This is a genomic window from Paracoccus gahaiensis, from assembly GCF_005048225.1.
GTDB lineage: Bacteria > Pseudomonadota > Alphaproteobacteria > Rhodobacterales > Rhodobacteraceae > Paracoccus > Paracoccus gahaiensis.
In genome coordinates, this window is the sequence record NZ_SUNI01000023.1 from 1 (window position 1) to 19,194 (window position 19,194).

Annotated in this window: 18 protein-coding genes and 2 pseudogenes; 11 read left to right on the forward strand and 9 right to left on the reverse strand. The window is 58.2% G+C overall.

All coding sequences use genetic code 11. From position 1 onward, the window contains the following. The first annotated feature begins 539 nt into the window (after positions 1-539). Entirely contained in the window at positions 540-2,153 is a 1,614-nt protein-coding gene (locus FA743_RS16955; RefSeq protein ID WP_246055022.1) for a Na/Pi cotransporter family protein, read from the forward strand. A 402-nt stretch (positions 2,154-2,555) separates the two neighbouring features. On the opposite strand, the gene FA743_RS16960 is transcribed toward FA743_RS16955, so the two are convergent. Both FA743_RS16960 and FA743_RS16965 read right to left on the reverse strand, forming a co-directional pair. Beyond that, complete coding sequence (locus FA743_RS16960; protein WP_246055015.1) at positions 2,556-3,752, reverse strand: MFS transporter; 1,197 nt, start codon at positions 3,750-3,752, stop codon at positions 2,556-2,558. Continuing rightward, positions 3,734-4,270: a TetR/AcrR family transcriptional regulator gene (locus tag FA743_RS16965; protein WP_136887270.1), complete on the reverse strand. Its 537-nt coding sequence runs from the start codon at positions 4,268-4,270 to the stop codon at positions 3,734-3,736. The genes FA743_RS16960 and FA743_RS16965 overlap by 19 nt, the downstream gene beginning before the upstream one ends. 341 nt (positions 4,271-4,611) lie before the next feature. Between FA743_RS16965 and FA743_RS16970 the strand changes: the two are divergent. After that, a pseudogene (locus FA743_RS16970) lies at positions 4,612-5,082 on the forward strand (transposase); the annotation flags it as partial. A 334-nt stretch (positions 5,083-5,416) separates the two neighbouring features. Here FA743_RS16970 and FA743_RS16975 read toward each other — a convergent pair. The 5 genes from FA743_RS16975 to FA743_RS16995 all read right to left on the reverse strand — a co-directional run bounded on the left by FA743_RS16975 (position 5,417) and on the right by FA743_RS16995 (position 10,313). Further along, complete coding sequence (locus tag FA743_RS16975) at positions 5,417-6,847, reverse strand: bifunctional metallophosphatase/5'-nucleotidase (protein ID WP_136887271.1); 1,431 nt, start codon at positions 6,845-6,847, stop codon at positions 5,417-5,419. Between the two features lie 240 nt (positions 6,848-7,087). Then, entirely contained in the window at positions 7,088-8,056 is a 969-nt protein-coding gene (locus tag FA743_RS16980; protein ID WP_425467203.1) for an MBL fold metallo-hydrolase, read from the reverse strand. Then, positions 8,053-8,979, reverse strand: coding sequence for an MBL fold metallo-hydrolase (locus tag FA743_RS16985; RefSeq protein WP_136887272.1), 927 nt, complete (start codon positions 8,977-8,979; stop codon positions 8,053-8,055). Before FA743_RS16985 ends, FA743_RS16980 begins: the two co-directional genes overlap by 4 nt. A 45-nt stretch (positions 8,980-9,024) precedes the next feature. Then, complete coding sequence (locus FA743_RS16990) at positions 9,025-9,579, reverse strand: thioredoxin family protein (RefSeq protein ID WP_136887273.1); 555 nt, start codon at positions 9,577-9,579, stop codon at positions 9,025-9,027. Next, positions 9,576-10,313: a cytochrome c biogenesis CcdA family protein gene (locus FA743_RS16995; RefSeq protein ID WP_136887274.1), complete on the reverse strand. Its 738-nt coding sequence runs from the start codon at positions 10,311-10,313 to the stop codon at positions 9,576-9,578. Before FA743_RS16995 ends, FA743_RS16990 begins: the two co-directional genes overlap by 4 nt. Positions 10,314-10,427: 114 nt before the next feature. Between FA743_RS16995 and FA743_RS17000 the strand changes: the two genes are divergently transcribed. Next, positions 10,428-10,874: a thioredoxin domain-containing protein gene (locus tag FA743_RS17000; RefSeq protein ID WP_211242307.1), complete on the forward strand. Its 447-nt coding sequence runs from the start codon at positions 10,428-10,430 to the stop codon at positions 10,872-10,874. A 36-nt stretch (positions 10,875-10,910) separates the two neighbouring features. Beyond that, a complete protein-coding gene (locus tag FA743_RS17005; RefSeq protein WP_246055016.1) occupies positions 10,911-11,393 on the forward strand; it encodes a DUF302 domain-containing protein in 483 nt (160 codons plus the stop codon). A gap of 46 nt (positions 11,394-11,439) precedes the next feature. Here FA743_RS17005 and FA743_RS17010 read toward each other — a convergent pair whose 3' ends face one another. Further along, positions 11,440-12,504 carry a YeeE/YedE family protein gene (locus tag FA743_RS17010; RefSeq protein WP_246055017.1) on the reverse strand — a complete coding sequence of 355 codons (1,065 nt, stop codon included), beginning with the start codon at positions 12,502-12,504 and terminating at the stop codon, positions 11,440-11,442. Beyond that, complete coding sequence (locus tag FA743_RS17015) at positions 12,498-12,902, reverse strand: ArsR/SmtB family transcription factor (RefSeq protein WP_136887275.1); 405 nt, start codon at positions 12,900-12,902, stop codon at positions 12,498-12,500. The genes FA743_RS17010 and FA743_RS17015 overlap by 7 nt, the downstream gene beginning before the upstream one ends. A 158-nt stretch (positions 12,903-13,060) precedes the next feature. On the opposite strand from FA743_RS17015, the gene soxX reads away from it, so the two are divergent. From soxX to FA743_RS17050, 7 genes and pseudogenes are all read left to right on the forward strand, one after another. After that, positions 13,061-13,540, forward strand: a complete 480-nt coding sequence (gene soxX, locus FA743_RS17020; RefSeq protein WP_136887276.1) for a sulfur oxidation c-type cytochrome SoxX — start codon at positions 13,061-13,063, stop codon at positions 13,538-13,540. Positions 13,541-13,593: 53 nt separating this feature from the next. After that, positions 13,594-14,040, forward strand: a complete 447-nt coding sequence (gene soxY, locus FA743_RS17025) for a thiosulfate oxidation carrier protein SoxY (protein WP_136887277.1) — start codon at positions 13,594-13,596, stop codon at positions 14,038-14,040. A 22-nt stretch (positions 14,041-14,062) separates the two neighbouring features. Further along, positions 14,063-14,392, forward strand: a complete 330-nt coding sequence (gene soxZ / locus FA743_RS17030) for a thiosulfate oxidation carrier complex protein SoxZ (RefSeq protein WP_136887278.1) — start codon at positions 14,063-14,065, stop codon at positions 14,390-14,392. An 80-nt stretch (positions 14,393-14,472) separates the two neighbouring features. Further along, a complete protein-coding gene (soxA, locus tag FA743_RS17035; RefSeq protein WP_211242308.1) occupies positions 14,473-15,345 on the forward strand; it encodes a sulfur oxidation c-type cytochrome SoxA in 873 nt (290 codons plus the stop codon). Positions 15,346-15,417: 72 nt separating this feature from the next. Beyond that, positions 15,418-17,109, forward strand: coding sequence for a thiosulfohydrolase SoxB (gene soxB / locus FA743_RS17040; protein WP_136887320.1), 1,692 nt, complete (start codon positions 15,418-15,420; stop codon positions 17,107-17,109). 13 nt (positions 17,110-17,122) lie between these two features. Further along, positions 17,123-18,394: a sulfite dehydrogenase gene (soxC, locus tag FA743_RS17045; RefSeq protein ID WP_136887279.1), complete on the forward strand. Its 1,272-nt coding sequence runs from the start codon at positions 17,123-17,125 to the stop codon at positions 18,392-18,394. Next, positions 18,378-19,082 (forward strand): annotated as a pseudogene (locus FA743_RS17050) (c-type cytochrome); the annotation flags it as partial. The gene soxC and the pseudogene FA743_RS17050, both read left to right, overlap by 17 nt. Between the last annotated feature and the right edge of the window lie 112 nt (positions 19,083-19,194).

A 19,194-nucleotide genomic window follows, 5' to 3' on the forward strand; every position in this document is an offset into this window, starting at 1 on the left:
CTACGGCACTACCGAGGTCGAGGTGCTCGCCTTCACTCCGTTCGGTGTCGAAAACCTGCTCGAGATGATCGCCATGGAACGCGACCATCAGATCTGACGTCACAGCGGCCTTCACCGGATGGATACTGGACAACTTCGGATACGTCCGAAAAACGTCCGTTTGATGGGCAGCTCCTTTGACAGGACTGTAGGATGTCATCGTCGATGCCGGGTGCGGCATCAGCGGCAGCAAGGCAGGCTATGCTTGCAGCGGTCATCGGGTTCCGGTGTGACAGTCGCGACTGGCTGCCGGTCATCGTTCTTACGACGGCTCAAGACCCAGTCATTGCTGGCGCAGACAGGCTTTGGATCGTTGACAGCATTCAGGCTGATTCTGGTGAGCATATTGGCCGTCCCTAGCACGATCCTGTCGGCTGGAAGCCGGCAGATCGGGCGCAGAACTCGGCAACATCGACGCCCTTGACCTTTCGATCTGATCCAGCGTTGGTTGATCTATCTTTTCAGGGGGTGCACGTCACATGGCCTCAATCCTCGTACTTATGCAAATCGGTGGCGCGGTCGCTTTGCTGCTGTTCGGGCTTGGGCTGGTACGGGAAGGGATCACAACGGCGTTCGGATTGCGATTGAAAGCGGCGTTGGGACTGGGGACGCGCACCGGGCCGCGCGCTTTTATCTCAGGGTTGGTGGCAACCTTGGGGCTTCAATCCTCGACCGCGACCGCAATGTTGACGGCGTCCTTTGTCGATCGAAAGCTTATCGGCGGTCGAATGGCGCAGATCGTGCTTCTTGGCGCTAATGTCGGAACCGCGTTAACCGCGCTGATCGTCTCGTCCGGTCTGTCGGCGCTTGCTCCCGCGCTGATCCTTGCCGGGGTGGTGACCGCCCGCAGAAAGCGGCCCGCCTTGATCGGGACCGGTCGGGCCCTGATCGGCCTGGGGCTGTTGCTTGTGTCGCTGGCGCTGCTGAACCAAGGCACAGCACCGTTGCGCGAGGCCCCCAGCATGGTAGCCTTCCTTGCGATGCTGGATGCCGCATGGCCGGTGGCGCTGATCTTCGGGGCAGCGATCGCGGCGCTTTGCTCGTCCTCGCTGGCGGCGGTGCTGCTGGTCTTGTCGTTGGATGTGACGGCGGGACTGGCGGTCGTTCTGGTCCTTGGGGCCAATATCGGCGGGGCGATCGCGCCCGTCCTTATGACGGCGGGGGCGAGTGCGCAGGCGCGGCGCCTGACGGTCGGGAACCTGCTGGTCCGTTCGGTCGGATGCCTCGCAGTCCTGCCCTTCGCGCAAGCGGCGGCGAGCGCGATCATCGACCTTACCCCCACCGTCGCGGGTCTGGCCGTCGTGGCGCATCTGGTCTTCAACATCGCCCTTGCCGCGCTGATCTGGCCCTTCACTGGCGTTCTGGCCCGCATGCTGCGCCGCGGCCTGCCCGACGATCCCCCGACCGAGGATCAGACGCCGCGATGGCTGGACGAGTCCAGCCTGGATCAGGCGCCGCTAGCCTTGGCCGGAGCCAGCCGACAAGCGCTGTCCATCGGTGATGATATTGCCCGAATGCTGGACCAGACGATGCTGGCTTTTCGGAAAAGCGATCCAGTGCCCCTTGCCGAGGTGTCGAAACTCGAGGATCGGGTTGATCTGCGACAGCAGCAGGTCAAGACCTATCTGTCCCGGCTTGGCCGCGATGCAGAGGAAGAGGACCGCCGACGCTCGATCACCATCCTCGATTACGTCATTAATCTGGAACATGTCGGCGACATCATCGAGAAGGGCTTGGCCGCCGGGGTCCGCAAGAAGATCGGGCTTGGCCTGCGGTTTTCAGATGCGGGCTATCATGAACTGGAAACGATGTTCCTGATGACCCGCGAGACGTTGCTGATCGCCCAGACCATCTTCATGACACGCGACAGCGAACTGGCCCGGCAGATGATGGAGCAGAAGGTTCAGATCCGGAACTCGGAACGGCAATCCGCGCAACGCCACCTGATCCGCCTGCGCGACGGCAACAGCCAGAGCCTGGAAACATCGTCCCTTCACCTAGACATCCTGCGCGACCTAAAACGGATCAACGCTCATTTCATCGCCGTGGCCCACCCCATCCTCGACGAGGAGGGCCTGCTGGCCGAAAGCCGGTTGAGGGGACGGTCAGGGTGACCTCTCATGTTTGGATACCGTTGCGTTTCGACACCCTGGTACAGCCGACAAGCACCGCAGTTCTCGCAAGAAAAGACAATTCATGCCCTGCAACGTGCCATAAATTTCCACAATGGGTTTTCTGGCACCGCCAATGGCTTCCAACGCTGCCTAACTGAATCGAATAAAAACCGCTCGTTTTTCTTTCAGCATCTCAACTGCTGTAACTGAACATGGCAAGCTGATTGGCATAAGAAGCGGACGTTTGCGGTCTCTAGAAGTTCGACGTGAAGATCCCTTTGCGGTCAATCGCTGCGCTTGGCATCCTCCAAGAGCGTCGATAACTGTGGCGATGGCAAAAATCTGACTACCACCAAGTATAATGGTCGCTGTAGCCGGCAACGGTTCAACCACCCCCTTTTTTTATGTCACGCTCGCTGGCTCAGGATGGTTTCCCGCACCCGCATCCTTGCGAGCGCTGTGCGGTGCAGGGATTGCGGCACAGGCCATTACGACAGCCGCGCCGGTCAGGGCTGCCGCGGTTCCCGTAGCCTCAAGCAGTCCACCAAAAAGTGGCGCTCCAATCATCTGGCCGACCGCGATCATCAGGAACGGTAGGCCTATCCCAAGATCGGAACGCGCTGGAAACAGGGTGATGCCCCAAAGCAGCAAGGCCCCACATGAGACGATATAGCCTGCACCGAATAGTCCCATTGCCGCAAAGGCCAGAACTGACATCCACGATCCGGCCGCCAGGCTTACGAGTCCGAGACCCATCAGGACCAGAGACATCCGGTTGACGACGGCAATGCCGAACCTGTCCGTGGCAGTGCCCGTCATTACGCTGACAAGCCCCGTCGTGCCAAGCGCCAGCCACGCCAGAGCGATCTGTTGATCGGAAAAATGCAGCTGTTCGCGCAGGATGTCGGCCCCGAAGGTCCAGATCGCAGTGCTGGCCGCGCCCATCATGGCTGCGGCAACACAGAGCGAGAAGAGTCCACGCGGCCTCATGTCGAAAGCGCCCGGCGAGGGCTTTGTAGTTTCCTCGCCCGGTATCGCCTGCCAGAGCCAAAGGGTGACAGCAGCTGCGATCACCGCAAAGCCCAGGTACAGTTCGCGCCAAGCGGCCGCGAAGGCCAATGCGGCAACACCCGAAAGCATGATCCCGGCAGCAGTCCCGGCATTGATCACGCCATTCGCCCGAGGTCGGCCAGCCTGCGGTATATGCCGTCCCACCGCAGCTGCCAGCGGAGGTGAGGCAAGGCCTGTGCTGATCCCAGCCAAACCCATGGCGACGCCGAGCGTGGTGGCCGATCCTGCCATGCCCATAAGGCCAAGCCCTGCGGTCGCGCAAAGCCCTGCCGCCACGGCCACCACGCGGGCGCCCCATCTCGGCACCCCCATGAATGCTGCGACGACGCCCCCGCAATAGGCGCCGAAAGCAGCGCTGCCGATCCAGCCGGCCGCCACCGTCCCCAGTCCAAGTTCGATCCGGATCTGAGGAAGGAGCAGGCCATACGCGAAACGCGCAAGCCCATAGGCCAGGGCGGTCAGTGCAAAGCCGACCGCCACCAGATTGGCCGTGCGCGGACCCACTCGCGTCATTCCGAGCAGGCCCACGCCAGAAGTGCCTCTGAAGCGTCTTTGGCAGGGCCGACCACCTGAGGGCCCATGACACTTGCTGCGGCGGTAGCCCCCTCGAAAAGCAGCCAGACCTGGAGTGTCAAAGTGTCGTCCTTTCGACCAAGCGCTTGCTCAATCCGTCGGGCGAACTCGACAAGAAACTCGTTCTTCTGACGGCGCACGCAAGCCACGATTTCTACGTTGCTGCCTGCATACTCGCCGTGGGCACGAAGCAACATACAGCCGCTTGCCCCGAACTCTTCCAGCCACACAGAGAGCGCATCAAACAGCCCTCCAACGCCACCGTTCGGCGCTGCCGCCAGCCGGTCCATGAAGGCTTGGTGGCGCTGCTCAAGGACAGCCAGAACCAGCCCGTCGCGTGACCCGAAATGCTTGTAGAGTGTGCGTGTTGAAGCACCTGACGGGGCAAGTACCGCATCAACGCCGATACCTCGGAACCCATGCGTCTCGAAGGTTCGCATCGCTCCGGTAATGATCTCATTTTGCTTGTTCATGCACCGCATGTAAAGCGTTCGTTTTACAAATACAAGCCCGTGTTCTCTGGTGATGATTGCTTCCTTGATGCTTGGGCTGCTTCACACAAACCATGTTCTACTATTAGCTCGAAGCGCAGCACCTCATGAGGACCGGGACAGGAAGTGGAGGCCGTGCCCCGGAAACTGATCAACCTTGCTAACGCCCTATGGGCACCTCGAAAAATTGCTTGGTCCGTGTTGCTGCGGAATGAATGAGGGTGATCGGCGGCTTGGAGTTTGACGATGGCTCAGTTACAGAAGGATGTTGATGCACGTTGGAGCGAGGAGGATCAGAAAACAGTCCGGGGACTGTTTTCCCGACGAGCAAGCATGGCAAGAGCCACTACGGCTACAAAAACCATGTGAACATGGACAGCAAGCACAAGCTGGTGCGGCGTTACCATATCAGTGATGCTGCCCTGCACGACAGCCAGGCCGTGGATTACCTGCTGATGCGGGGCAATACCGGGGCAGGGGTCTGGGCTGATCCCGCCTATTTGTCCGAGGAGATGGAAACCAGGCTGCGCGCCTTGAAGCTGAAAAGCCACATCCACCGTAAGGGCAACCGCAGCAAGCCGCTGACCGAACAGGCCAAGGGCAGTAACCGGACCAAATCCTCGGTGCGCGCGCGGGTCGCGCATATCTTCGGTGCGCAGACCAACGACATGGGCGGCACGCTGGTGCGCACGATCGGTATAGTTTGAGCGAAGGCCAAGATCGGGATCAAGAACCTGGCTTACAACATGCGCCGCCTCAGCCAGCTACGCCGCCTGAACCCGTGCCCGGCCTGACCCCGGGGCACGGCAATCAGGCCAGGAGGCACGAAACGCTGCGCGTGACAGGCCCAGCACCGGAAACCCCATAGCGCGCAAGGACGCCGGCTGGCGGTGTCATCCTCGTCTCAAGCAGCCCACCCCGCTAACCAAGGCTGGAAAACTCAAAAATCGAGGTGCCCCTACGTAAAAGTCGTCAGAAGTGGACGCCTTCGACCGCGTGAGGGATACAGTTGCTTAGTTATATTAAGATCCAACCTCCCACCGGGCGGAATGGGTCAAAGCATCACGGCGCCTTGCTCTATTCCGCCGCCATCTTTCCGCGGGAGGCCACTTGACCGGCGCCCGGGAACTAGACGATGCGTATCCGACCCGGACGAACAGGGGCCTTCACCCCAAACCATGCCAGCAAGGCTGCAACGGCCGTTACGCCCGTATTCCGGCGATCCGTGCCATATTTTGACGGAACGGCCTGCAGTGTGACAAAGGCGACGCGATACCGGGATTGCAGGGCCAGCGGCTGACCATTCGGGCCAAAAGCCTGTTCGATCCGGTGGCTCGAGGGATTTTCCAGTTTTACGCTAAAGTCCAGTCCGCAGAATCGTTTAACATAACCCCCACGCTGACCGAACGGGTCACAAGCAAATGTCGCCTCAAGGTTTTCTTCCATCATGGCGATGATTTCGGAGCCGCTCAGCTCGACCGTTTCGATCGGCGGGGTTGTGGGGATGATACACCACAGATCGTGGAGGGTCACAGGGCCTGCCGGAATTGGTGCACCGTAGCGCCAGCCATTGGAAAACGCGATTTGGGTGTCCGCGGCCTGTGCGATGGCTGCTAGCAGAACGTCGTCCATGGGCGCGTCCAGACAAGTGGCGCGATGCAGGATCTGGTCGGTCTGTCCCACAATAAACCTCCGCATGCCGGCCACCGGGGCGACGGCTTGCGTGACCATCTCTGCCACATCTGCCTCTTCGGGCAGATCCAGATTAATCGGGATCAGCTGATGATCGTGCCTGATGATGCGGCCCCTTTCTACCGTCAGGTCTAGGCGACCAAGAAAGCTGGCGTGACAGCCAGACTGGATCAAAATCGTATTGTTGACGATCCATGGTCGGTCCAACCGATTATGTGTGTGCCCGGACAAGATCACGTCGAGGCCATCCACCGCCGTCGCCAGCGCGCGATCTTGCGGTAGCCCCAGATGGGATAGAACCACGATCAGATCGCAGCCCTGGGCCCGCAAGCGCGCCGCGTGGGCGCGGGTTTCCTCGATCCCATCGGTAAAGCGCAACCCCGTTGAAAACGACGGCGGCATGGTCTTGTCTAGGATCGTTGCGGCCAGGCCGATCACGCCCACTGAAAGCCCTCCGGCACGGCATACTGTTGTTGCCGGGAAAGGGAGGCCCTTGTCGATCAGCGCGTGGCAGTTTGCAGCCAAAAAGGGATAATTTAGCATCCCTGCTAGACGTGCTGTCTGCGTAGGGCCATAGGCGAAATCCCAATGCCCCGTCATCGCGGACAAGCCAAGAGCATTCAGAATCGGCACGGCGGCCTCGCCCTCGCTGAGAGTAAGCGTTGGGGTTCCGTGGAAGGTGTCGCCATTGTCGAAGGCCAGCACCGAACCCGGTGCGGTTGTACGCGCCGCGTTCAACACACCTGCGATGCGTGCGAACCCGCCCATGATAGTCAGAGCCGGACCGTCAGGTGTCCAATGCAGTTCGGGATGCGGCTCTAGGTAGCCATGGCTGTCGTTCAGCTGAAATAGTGTCACGTCGGGCATGATCGGGCCCTGCATGGGGCCTTTGGACGCATACGGCCGGTCTACCTTAAGGCAACCTTACGTAATCGAAGATTACAACGAGACCGACCCCCACTCAGGGCTGAAGATGGGCTTGCTCCGCGAGTTCATTGCAGCTCAATCTTCCTGATCTTGTCCGGACCACAGTGGCACAAGTGCCGTCAGAAGGGGCTACCCAACCCATCATCAAAGCCGGTATGATCTGATCCATAACTATCAGTTTCATTCAAACTCTACCTCGGAAAAGACCATACCTGCATTTTTCGCGGCCAGTTCTTCGAAGGTGTCCATGTAAGCCCATTGGGACTGATCCACATAATAGGCTTGAGACAGATCGCCGCCGCTTTCGATATGCTCGCTGATCTTGGCACGCAGATCCTTCAGATAGTCGACTGTTCCATGACGCACTGTCGCTAAATCAGTCGGCGCGCCGTGACCGGGAACAACGATTTCCGCACCCAACAGTTGGAGCTTGGTCTCGAAGGTTTCGATCCAGCATAAGGTGCAGGTTCCCTCGAAGATCGGCGGCATCCGTTCAGAAAATGCGATATCGCCCGCGATCAGCACCTTGCTATCAGGTAACCAGACCTGTGTGTCACCTGGTGAATGGGCGGAACCAAGGTGCAGCACCTCGATCTTTGTGTCACCCATCTGGATATCTTTGCGGTGACTGAAGAGTTCGGTCGGCTCGACAATTCTCGTGCCGGCGGCGTTTTCGCCGGCATATTCGTTCAAGGCTTCCAGTCCACTGGGGCCGCTGACATCAATGAAATCGGCAGCCGCGTCTTTATGCGCCAAGATGGGTATGTTTTGCGTAGCCCAATAGCTATTGCCCAGCATTGAATGGCCTTGGCCATTTTCGTTTATAACCAGCTTGACAGGCTGGTCGGTAATCTTACGGATCTCGGAGTGTAGGGCCGCAGCCAGCTTCCAAGATGCGCCGCCGTTGACCACAGCCACACCGTCCGCGGTCACGATGAAAGACAAGTTATTGTTGTGGCCCGCATTCTCGTAAGTCGGAGGCTGCGTCGCGCCAATCGCACTGTAAACACCCGGAGCAACCTCGACGGGCGCACTGTAGAGCACCGAAGCGGGATACTTGTCTGGGATATCATCGGCCTGCGCTAACGTGACAGTTCCGCCCAGTACCATCGCGGCTGCAATCACTCGTGCTTCAAGACACATCTTCATATTTCGCTTTCGAAAGAAAATGCTGGGCCCTTCCGGCGAACCCGACCGATGCCACTGTCCGGCAGGTGGTAGCCAATGATCTGCCAATCCTCGTCCGCCAGTCGTGCAAGCATGGACGCACGCGTCTGCGCCGCAAGTTCGGGATCGTGATCGGTGGCGGTTCCTAAGTCCGGGCGCGCAAAACCTGTCAGCGAGGTGACAAAATCACCAGTCACGAAAATGCCCTCTTGTGGTGTTCCAACCGCGAAGGACATGTGGCCTGGTGTGTGACCGGGCGTCAGGACGGCGCGGATGCCCGGCAGGATTTCGACATCATCGTCAAACTGCTCCATCCGATCTCCGATTGCAGTCAGCCGGCGCATCGCTCCGGCAGCGAAGGATTGACGTTCCTCGCTGATGGTGTCCATCGTGCTAGGATCAGTCCAGTAACTGAATTCGACCTTTCCCATCTTCAGCGCGGCTTTGGGAAACAGCGGCTCGTCGAACTCGTCCAGAAGACCCCATAGATGATCGGGATGTCCGTGCGTAAAGATCACATCGGTCACATCCTCGGGTGAAACATCGATAAGAGAAAGCGCCTCGGCCAATTTGCCTGCAGTCGGCATGAAATCGGGGCCCGAACCCACGTCGAACAGCACAATATGATCACCCTGACGCAAAAGCGTGACATTAAGCGAGCTGTGAACCATTGCCAGAGGATCAATCTTTAGGCTGGCCAAAAGTTCGTCGCGCTCACCTTCCGGGATGATGGAAAAGGCGAATTCGGGCGGAAACTCGAGATGCCCGTCCGAGAGGCTATCGATGCGCAGATCGCCTGCAGTCATAGTGGTGACTGCCCAGCCACGTTGGGGCAGAAGCGGCAGTGCGGACACCGAGATCAGCGCGGCCGTCCGGGCCAGAACAAAGCGACGGGTGACGTGCATGGCGATTACCTTCCTGTCATCATGGCAGCATAGTGGTTCTTGTGATCACTCACGGGACAGGATGTCCCGGACGTTCTGGCTCGAAGTCGGCCCGCCAGTTTGGACCCACTCCAGAACGGCTAACAGATCATTGGCCTTCAGCACTCCTGGGGTCACTGCGATGGTGGCACCGGTAGCGTCCTTCTCCGTAGCGGGGACGGGAGACATAAAGACCAGCATCGGGGTTACCGTGACGCCCCACTTGGAAGCGGCCCGCTTTTCCGTCAGTACCGTACCGTCGATGTCCGTCAATTCGGTGCTGCCGAACAGATCAACCTGCACCACGTCGAAATGCTTGCGGATCATCCGGTCGATGCGGGGGTCACTCAACACTTGGTTATGCAGTTGCGCGCAATAGATGCAGCCCCGCTGCTCCACTATCAGCAGCAGGTGGCGCCCTTCCTCGGCGGCCTCCTGAATGTCTTCGGTCAGTACCTTGAAGCTGTTTTTCAGCCAGTCTGGCTTGTGCAGCCCGTCATCCCTCAAGAGCATTCGACCAGCCAAAGCCGGGGGCGTCAGAAGCGCTAGGACAAGGCTTAGGGCAAGACCAATTTGCATCATCGCGTTGTTGCACTCCAGTCCATGTTGTCCACCATGACGGCGGCAATTCGATTTACCCCATCTGTGACGATCAGGATGGCGAACAGAATAAGCATGGCGCCCATGATCCGCTCGACCAAGCCCAGCATTCGCCGGTGGCGGGCCACCCAGGACATGAACGGCCGGGAAAAGAACGAAATGAGAACGAAGGGAAAGGTCATCGACAGACCATAAACCAGCAGCAGTGCGGCCCCCTGCCATAGGCTGTCCTGCCCTGAGGCGACAAACAGGATGGCAGCAAGCGCCGGCCCCGCGCAGGGGGTCCAGCCAAATCCAAAAGCCAGCCCCATAGTATAGGCGCCGATCAATGTCGCAGGATCGCCGGAGGACTCAATTCTTACCTGCCTATAAAGAAACGGAATGCGGATGATGCCCAGGAAGTGCAGGCCGAACAGCCCTAAGATCGCAGCCGCGACCCAAGACAGTTCAGTTCGCCACTGGGAAAAGGCCGATCCGGCCGCTGTGGCACCAAGACCTAACAGTACGAAGATGGTCGTGACGCCAAGTGAAAACGCGATAGCGCCGACGACGATTCGCCGCTGTGCGCGATAATCTAATCTCCCAGATCCCTGGAGCTCTGCGATCGAGACCCCGGCTAAATAGCACAGATAGAACGGCACCATCGGCAGGATGCAGGGGGAGAGAAACGACAGTATTCCCGCGACAGCAGCCCCGACCCATGTGATTTCAGGCATCGACGACCTTTCGGCAAATCCGGCTAGTCGGGTGCCCCGCCTTCACCGTGCTTGCATTGACACCTTTATATCATCATATTGGAATACGTATCTCCATTCGTCAATGTGGTTCCCATGCCCATGATCCTGCGTCCGGCCCATTTTCGCCCTTCCGCCATGATCGTGGCCTTGATCGTGGCATGGGCAATGGTCGCCACAGCAGCCGCTGCGGCGCAGTTTCAGCTTCTCATGTTTGAACGCGATGGTTGCAGCTATTGTCGGCAGTGGAATGAGGAGATTGGCCCTGCCTATCCCAAGACTGCAGAGGGCCGAGCCGCTCCGCTTCAACGGCTCGACATCAATGCTCCTTTACCGCAGGGCGTGACGCTGACCGCGCGGCCTCCGGTCTTCACGCCCACCTTTGTGCTGCTGTCCGGCGGAACCGAGGTTGGCCGGATCGAGGGCTATGCCGGCGACGAATTCTTCTGGGTTTTCTTGGAACGCCTTCTGCACGATGCTGGGTGGTCGTTGTCCAAGCCCACTGACGAGACCTCGTCCGTTCCGGGAAGGTCCAAACCTTAGTTTCCAACGCCACATAATAGCAGGAGAGACGATCAGATGAACGACACAGCAAAATTTGGGGCTTGGGCTGCACTTTTGGTGTTCACCTTGTCTCAAGGACAGGCGGCTGCGCAGGATGCCTCGTCACCGGGCTTGGACGGCGAAACTTATATTCGCACAGTTGAGGGGACGTTCGACGATATTTCGTTCGCAGTGGAACAAGCGATCACAAACGAGGGCTTGGTGATCGATCTGACCAGCCATGTTGGCGACATGTTGGCGCGCACCAAAGACGATGTTGGTGGATCCAAGGATCTGTTTACCAATGCCGACATCTTCAGCTTTTGTTCGGCGTTGGTGTCTCGAGAGGTCATGGAAGCCGATCTAGCTAACATCCAGCACTGCCCCTATACCATCTTTGTCTACGAAACGGCAGACGAACCAAACAAAATAACGGTTGGCCATCGCTATTATTCTGGCAAGACAATGATGCCAGTTAACGAAATGCTGACTAAGCTGGTTGATAGTGGGACTAAATAACTGTGCGGAAGGTGGCAGCCAACGGCTCCAGCCGACAGCAGGAGCTTTACAAATCGCCGGGCATGAGCAGCCGCTGCAGGCCCACCCAAGCTCCAGCGCCAATTGAAAGCAGGGTCACAGGGCCTGACCACGCGAGCAAGGCAGTAGCGGTCAGGCCCTGGCCAATGGTGCAGCCCATCGCAATGACACCGCCGACACCCATCAGGATCGCACCTCCCAATTGGCGGCCCAGTTCCCGTGGATCGTCGCAGGCCTCCCATCGGAAGCTTCGCCGCCACAGCGATCCCGCTACTGCTCCAGCAAGTGTACCAAACACCAGCCCCACCGAGAACGATGGCGCCGTCCCCGTCGCGGTCATTAGATACAGAATCGAGCGTCCAACCGGCGCGGTATAAGAGGGACCCTCTACAAGAACGGCGTCCATGCTGTACTCGGCTATTTGAGTGGTGCCGAGGAAGGAAAGCATGACCGACATGCCCACACCGGCGGCGCAGGTTACCGTCAAGGCTGAGGTGCGCACCTGCGGATGGCGCATCCCAGTCACGATCAGAAGCAAACCCAGGGCGGCGGCAAGCCAGGTAGGGTCAAGACTGGTTATAGAAGATAGCCCTTCGCTGATCCCGGACCGCCCGGCCTGCTCGGTTTGAGGAAAGATGAAGGCTCGCAATGGGGCCAGCGGCCCTGCAAGCGTGGCGTAGGTGGCGATCCCCAAAACCACCACGATCAAGATGGAGCGGATATCACCGTCGCCGGCCCGCACCAAGGCTCCAAAGCCGCAGTTTCCGGCCATGGCCATGCCATAGCCGAACAGCAAGCCGCCCGCGACGCTGGCCACCGGGTTCCAAGCGAGGGTGTGATACAAGGTGCGGCCGATGTCGATCATGTTCGACGCATCGGCCAAATGGGTCGATATAATGGCGACACCGAGAGCAAGGCTCCAGATATGAAGACGGCGATAATCATGGCCGATCAACGCCGTTTCCAGCGCACCGAGTGTACAAAAATCGCCAAGCCGCGCGCATAGCCCTAGAAGGATGCCAACGCCGAGCCCGACGGTTCCGGCTTGGAGACCTGCCGCAACATCCGTTGCTAAGGCTACACCGATCACCACCTTTGACTATCTTTGTCGCCGAAGAGGCGTGCATAACAGATCAGCAGTTCGCCAATGCGCGGATCCTTGAGCGAGTAGAAAATTGTCTTGCCGTCCCGGCGCGCCGTAACCAGCCCTTCGATGCGAAGCCGCGCAAGCTGCTGGCTGACGGCCGACTGCCGCGCATCCAGCATTCCTTCGAGCTCTCCGACGTTTTTCGGCCCTTGTGCGAGATGACACAGGATCAAAAGCCGGCCCTCGTGCCCTAATGCTTTGAAAATGTTAGCAGCCTCCTCGATTGCTGCCGAGCAGGCTGCTGATTCTGCGTGGACGGCAGCCGAGCGGGGCGCACGGGCATCCTCCCGACCGAACAGCAGATTTCCCAAGCTGAAGCGCGCGATATTTTCCGATCCGCTCATCGGTCTCCTTTTGTAATGACCCAAGCCCTTGAGCCAGAACGTCCACTAAATATTCAGTTATTGCAATATTAGCATTGCCTCGAAGCTCAAAGATCCTAAAGTGATCAATGCGTGAGTCGCAAGTGACGGCGGCTTTCGCGCCTTTTGGGAGGGGGCGGATGCAGCGTATTTTTTTGCTTACATTTGTCGTTGCCGGCATCGGCGCGGCCGCAATGGCTGAGATCGCGCCGGACCAAGTGCTTTGGGCCGAAGATGGGTCGATCCAAGAGTCGTTGACGGACACGCCGGGCAACCCAGATGAGGGCGAGGTGATCATGGCGACAAATGCCTTGGGCAACTGCGTCGCATGTCATGCCGTTGAGGCCATGCCTGACGTACCATTCCAAGGCAATATCGCCCCTCAACTTGACGGTGTGGCAGATCGCTGGACCGAGGCTGAACTGCGAGGGATTGTTGTTGATGCGAAGCGCATTTTTCCTGAATCCTTCATGCCCGGAATGTACAAGGTAGGCCCGTTCATCCGTCCCGGAGTCGCTTACACGGCAAAGCCGCCGGAGATGCCCGAAGACATCAAGCCGATACTCTCTGCCCAGCAGGTCGAGGATGTCGTCGCTTATCTGATGACGCTCAGCGAATGAATCAGCAGTCTCCCGAAAGGGGCGCCTAGATCGCAACAAAGAAGGAAGAAACTATGCTCATTTCACGACGCGGGGTTCTGGCCGCCAGCGCTAGCCTTGCCGGATTGGCATTGTTACCGATGGCGGTGCGGGCCCAGGATGCCGCAGCGGCGCCCGTCCAGACTGCTGACGAGATGATCGCCGAATTTACCGGTGGCGCCGATGTGACCGAGGGCGACGCTGTGAAGCTAACTGCGCCCGAAATTGCCGAAAACGGCAACACGGTGCCAATTTCAGTCGAGGCAGCAGGGGCATCTGAGATACTGCTGATTGCCGCGGAAAACCCGACGCCAGGTGTGGCGAAGTTTAGCTTTGGCCCGTTGGCTGCAAAACAGGCTGCAGCGACGCGCATCCGTCTCGCCAAAACCCAAGATGTTGTCGCAATTGCCAAGCTGGCTGACGGCAGCTTTGTGCGTACCGCTGCCAATGTGAAAGTCACCATCGGCGGTTGCGGCGGCTAATTTAAATACAAGGAACAGGAAGATGGCAGAAAACGTCAAACCGCGCGTCCGCGTCCCGAAGACCGCCTCGAAGGATGAGGTCATTACCATCAAGACCTTGATTTCGCATCCGATGGAATCTGGTCAACGCAAGGACAAGGACGGGAAAACGATCCCGCGCTCGATCATCAACCGCTTCACCGTTGAGTTTAATGGACAGCTGGTTCTGGACTCCACGCTTGAACCGGCAATTAGCACAAACCCTTATTTCGAGTTCGATGCGAAGGTACCTGAAACAGGCGAGTTCAAGTTCACCTGGTATGACGACGATGGCTCGATCTACGAGGACGCGCACCAGGTCGAGGTTTCCTGAACATAGAACACAAGCTCAAATTAACCGGCGTCATGAAGCAAGATACGCGTGTCGCCATCGCCAGGGAGGACTACAGTACCATGAAACTGCCTCGCAGTTCGAAAATGGCAACCAGCCTTGCGGCGGCTACTTTCGCGTTCATTGCCTCCAGTGCGTCTGCTGAGCCGGTTAAGGACGATCAGTTGATCGTCAATGGCGAGGAAGAAATCGCTACGGAGGCACCGGCGCCCCCGCATCTTGATGGCGCAGTCGGTGATACGATCTATTCCGGCTGGCTGTTCCGCGACACCGAGACCCGGGCGATGCAAAAGGATGACTTCGACAATCCGATGTTCTTGTTCGTGGATGCGGGAATTGAAGCATGGAACACGCGTGAGGGAACCGCAGAAAAATCCTGTGCTGATTGTCATAATGAAATCGAGGACAGCATGAAAGGCCTACGCGCGGAGTTGCCCAAGGTGACTCCCGAGGGCGAACTTTGGTCTCTGGAAAATTATGTCAACGACTGCCGGACCAACCGTATGGGTGCCGAGCCCTGGGGCTGGAACAGTCAAGAAATGAAGAATATGACTGCCGCCATTGGCGTGCAGTCACGCGGGATGCCCGTCGCGGTAGAAATAGACGGTGATGCTGCGCCTTTCTGGGAGAAGGGCAAGGACATGTATTATACCCGCTATGGTCAGTTGGAAATGTCATGCGCCAACTGCCACGAAGACAATTTTGGAAATTATATTCGGTCTGATCATCTCAGCCAAGGGCAAATTAACGGCTTCCCGTTGTATCGGCTTAAAGATCAGGGGGCGGTGTCAACCCATCAGCGCTTCGTGGGCTGCGTGCGCGATACGCGCGGTGTTCCTTTCGAAGCTGGTAGCCAGGAGTTTCGCGAGCTTGAGCTTTATGTGGCTTCACGCGGACTTGGATTACTGGTGGAAACCCCCGCAGTCCGACATTGAACAGCAGCAATGTCGGGGCTCGGCGAAATGTCGTGCCTTACGTATGCAATATCCGAATATAGTGAGGTTACTGTGTCATCACGCAGGGAATTTCTACAGGCTGGGCTGGCGACATCGGCGATTTTAGCCGGGCTGGGTATATCAAACTGGTCACGCGCAATAGCTCAGCAGACGCTGACACAGGATCAACTTCTGCAGTTCGATGATTTTGGTAATCTCACGCTGATCCATGTTACTGATGTCCATGCGCATCTGCGGCCTGTCTGGTACCGTGAACCGGATACCAATATTGGAGTCGGCGAGGCCGCGGGCCGCGTTCCGCATGTCGTGGGCCACGCCTTCCAGAAGATGTTCGGGATCGCCCCCGGCAGCCCTGAAGCCTATGCCCTTACTTATCCTGAATTTGAGACATTGGCAAAAACCTATGGCCGCATGGGTGGGTTCGACCGGATTGCCACGATCGTCAAGGCGATCCGCGGAGCTCGCCCGAATTCGATCCTGTTGGATGGCGGCGATACGTGGCATGGCAGCTATACTAGCCTTAAGACCATGGGCGAGGACATGGTCCGGGTTCAGAACCTGTTGGGTGTCGAAGCGATGTCTAGCCATTGGGAGTTCACCTTTGGCACTGAACGGGTCAAGGAACTGATCGAAAAATGCAACTTCCCGTTTCTTGGTGCCAATATCTATGATGCGGAGTGGGACGAGCCTGCTTTCGAGCCCTACAAGATCTACGACAAAGGCGGGCTTTCTGTCGGCGTGATAGGTCAGGCCTTTCCGTATTTGCCGATCGCCAACCCAAAATGGTTGTTTCCCGAATACAGCTTCGGCATTCGCGAAGAGCGGATGCAGGAGGTGGTCGATGAGTTGCGCAGCCAGAATGTTGATCTCGTCGTGTGCCTGTCGCACAATGGCTTTGATGTCGATCACAAGATGGCAGGCCGGGTAAAAGGCATTGACGTGATCTTGTCGGGGCACACCCATGATGCCGTGCCCGAGCCAGTCTTGGTCGGCGAAACGATCATTATCGCCTCGGGAAGCCATGGCAAATTCGTTAGCCGCGTCGATCTCGATGTGCAAGACGGCCGGATGATGGGGTTTCGCCACAAGTTGATCCCAGTCTTTTCTGACGTGATTGCCCCTGACGCCGAAATGTCATCGCTGATCGAGGAGATTCGCGCGCCCTTCAAGGCAGATCTGGAAACGGTCGTCGGACAGACTGACAGGCTTCTTTATCGCCGGGGCAACTTCAATGGTACTTGGGACGATGTGATCTGCGACGGGATCCTTAAAGAGCGAGACGCCGAAATTGCTCTGTCTCCGGGCGTACGTTGGGGTGCTTCAGTCCTCCCTGGCAATATTACGCGGGAGGACATCCATTCAGTCACCTCAATGACCTATGGCCAGTGCTACCGCACAGAAATGACGGGTGAGACCCTGAAAACGGTGATGGAGGACGTGGCCGACAACATCTTCAACAAGGATCCCTATTACCAGCAGGGCGGAGATATGGTCCGGGTCGGGGGCCTTGCCTACACGATCGACCCAAACGCCCAGATGGGAAGCCGCATCACCAACCTACGCCTGCTCAAGAACGACGCCTTGATTGACCCGTCGCACAGTTATGTGGTTGGCGGTTGGGCCTCGGTCAATGAGGGCACTGAAGGACCGCAAATCTGGGATGTTGTCGAGGAGCATATTCGGAAATCCGACGGCGCACTTGCCCCGACGAAGACGTCTAACATCAGTATCAAGGGACTATGAAGGAGGTCGCCCCATGACCGGACAATCAGGACTGACCAGCCGCCGCGGCTTCATGCGCGCGGGTCTGGCTGCGGGCGTAGCCCTTCCTGCGATCGCGACGATGGCACGCGCGCAAGGCGGACCCGACCCGCTGATCACCGAAGTTCAAGACTGGGCCCGCTATTTGGGGGATGGTGTCGACGCCTCTCCCTATGGCATGCCGATCAGGTTTGAATCCGATGTTATTCGTCGGAATGTGTCATGGCTGACCGCTGATACGATCAGTTCGATCAATTTCACGCCTATTCATCAACTGGACGGAACGATCACACCTGCAGGCTGTGCCTTCGAAAGGCATCACTCAGGCGCTATCGAGCTCGCAAAGCCGGATTATCGACTGATGATCAATGGCCTTGTCGAGCGTGAGTTGATCTTCACCTACGAGGACTTGGAGCGCTTCCCCCGCTCTCAGGGGGTTTACTTCTGCGAGTGCGCTGCCAATTCAGGCATGGAATGGGCAGGGGCCCAGCTGAACGGGTCCCAGTTCACACATGGTATGATCCACAACATGGAATATGTGGGAGTCCCGTTGAAGACGCTTCTTGCGGAAGCTGGCGTGAAACTGGAAGGAAAATGGATTTTTGTTGAAGGGGCGGACGCCTCCTCCAATGGCCGTTCGATCCCGATCGAGAAGGCCGTGGACGACGTGATGGTAGCCTTCAAAGCCAATGGCGAGGCATTGCGCAAGGAACATGGCTATCCTGCGCGTCTGGTCGTTCCAGGCTGGGAAGGCAACCTTTGGGTTAAGTGGTTGCGCCGCATTGAGGTAACGGCCGGCCCAGTAGAAAGCCGCGAGGAGACGTCGAAATATACCGACACACTGGCCAATGGGATCTCGCGCAAGTGGACGTGGGTGATGGACGCCAAATCTGTGGTGACCGCCCCCAGCCCCCAGGTCGGGATCAAGCACGGTCCCGGGCCAATGGTCATCACTGGCTTGGCTTGGTCCGGCCGCGGGGCCATCACACGAGTGGATGTTTCGACGGATGGGGGAAAGAACTGGTCAGCCGCCCGCCTGGCCCAACCCGGGGCACCGATGGCGATGACCCGGTTCTATCTGGATCACGTCTGGAACGGTGAGGAGATGCTCCTGCAATCTCGCGCCGTGGACGACACCGGGTATGTCCAGCCGACCAAGACCGCGTTGCGCGAAATCCGCGGGGAGAATTCGATATATCACAACAACGCCATCCAGACCTGGTGGATCAAGAAAGACGGAAGCGCGGAAAATGTTGAAGTCTCGTAAAGCCGCGGCCCTGCTGATCGTCTTGGCCGCGAGTTCGGCTGCGGCACAGACACAGGTCCCGCAAACCGATGCTGAACCCGCCGCGGTGCAGTCTTTCGGCCTTGGCCGACCTGCACTTCCTGAGGAGGTAGCTGCATGGGATAAAGACGTCAGCCCCGATGGGACCGGTCTGCCGGAAGGGTTTGGAGACGTTGCAACGGGGGAAGAACGCTATCTCGAACATTGCGCTGCCTGCCATGGCGACTTCGCCGAGGGCCTTGATAACTGGCCGGCTCTGTCGGGCGGCGAGGGAACATTGGACCGTGCCGATCCTGAAAAGACTGTCGGCAGCTATTGGCCGTATCTTTCGACTGTTTGGGATTATGTTCACCATTCGATGCCGTTCGGGAACGCTCAGATCCTGACCGCCGACGAAACATATGCGATTACGGCTTATCTTCTGTACTCCAACGCACTGGTCGAGGACGACTTCGTCCTATCAAAAGACAACTTCACCGAAATCGAGATGCCCAATGCCGCCGGCTTTGTCGAAGATGACCGGGCCGACGTTGAGTATCCGATCTTTACCGCCGAGCCTTGTATGGAAAATTGCAAGGAATCCGTCGAGATCACCATGAACGCATCGGTTCTTGACGTGACGCCGGGCGACGATTCTGCAGCGCCGGACGCCGCCACCGAGGACGGGACCGCCGTCGCTCCCGTGAACTGACTGCTAATCTCCACCGGATCGAACCAACGCAGTCCTGCCTTTGAAAGCGTGTCATCGCTCCCGCCAGACCTTGCCTATGCTGAACCATAAC

Bases quoted from the DNA above. Each gene is read 5' to 3' on its own strand.
- soxY (WP_136887277.1), top strand. From the start codon at position 13,594: ATGCTCATTTCACGACGCGGGGTTCTGGCCGCCAGCGCTAGCCTTGCC.
- FA743_RS16990 (WP_136887273.1), bottom strand. From the start codon at position 9,579: ATGATGCAAATTGGTCTTGCCCTAAGCCTTGTCCTAGCGCTTCTGACG.
- FA743_RS16965 (WP_136887270.1), bottom strand. From the start codon at position 4,270: ATGAACAAGCAAAATGAGATCATTACCGGAGCGATGCGAACCTTCGAG.
- FA743_RS16995 (WP_136887274.1), bottom strand. From the start codon at position 10,313: ATGCCTGAAATCACATGGGTCGGGGCTGCTGTCGCGGGAATACTGTCG.
- FA743_RS16985 (WP_136887272.1), bottom strand. From the start codon at position 8,979: ATGCACGTCACCCGTCGCTTTGTTCTGGCCCGGACGGCCGCGCTGATC.
- FA743_RS16975 (WP_136887271.1), bottom strand. From the start codon at position 6,847: ATGCCCGACGTGACACTATTTCAGCTGAACGACAGCCATGGCTACCTA.
- soxC (WP_136887279.1), top strand. From the start codon at position 17,123: ATGACCGGACAATCAGGACTGACCAGCCGCCGCGGCTTCATGCGCGCG.
- FA743_RS16980 (WP_425467203.1), bottom strand. From the start codon at position 8,056: ATGAAGATGTGTCTTGAAGCACGAGTGATTGCAGCCGCGATGGTACTG.
- FA743_RS17015 (WP_136887275.1), bottom strand. From the start codon at position 12,902: ATGAGCGGATCGGAAAATATCGCGCGCTTCAGCTTGGGAAATCTGCTG.
- FA743_RS17000 (WP_211242307.1), top strand. From the start codon at position 10,428: ATGCCCATGATCCTGCGTCCGGCCCATTTTCGCCCTTCCGCCATGATC.
- soxX (WP_136887276.1), top strand. From the start codon at position 13,061: ATGCAGCGTATTTTTTTGCTTACATTTGTCGTTGCCGGCATCGGCGCG.
- soxZ (WP_136887278.1), top strand. From the start codon at position 14,063: ATGGCAGAAAACGTCAAACCGCGCGTCCGCGTCCCGAAGACCGCCTCG.
- FA743_RS16955 (WP_246055022.1), top strand. From the start codon at position 540: ATGCAAATCGGTGGCGCGGTCGCTTTGCTGCTGTTCGGGCTTGGGCTG.
- FA743_RS17005 (WP_246055016.1), top strand. From the start codon at position 10,911: ATGAACGACACAGCAAAATTTGGGGCTTGGGCTGCACTTTTGGTGTTC.
- soxA (WP_211242308.1), top strand. From the start codon at position 14,473: ATGAAACTGCCTCGCAGTTCGAAAATGGCAACCAGCCTTGCGGCGGCT.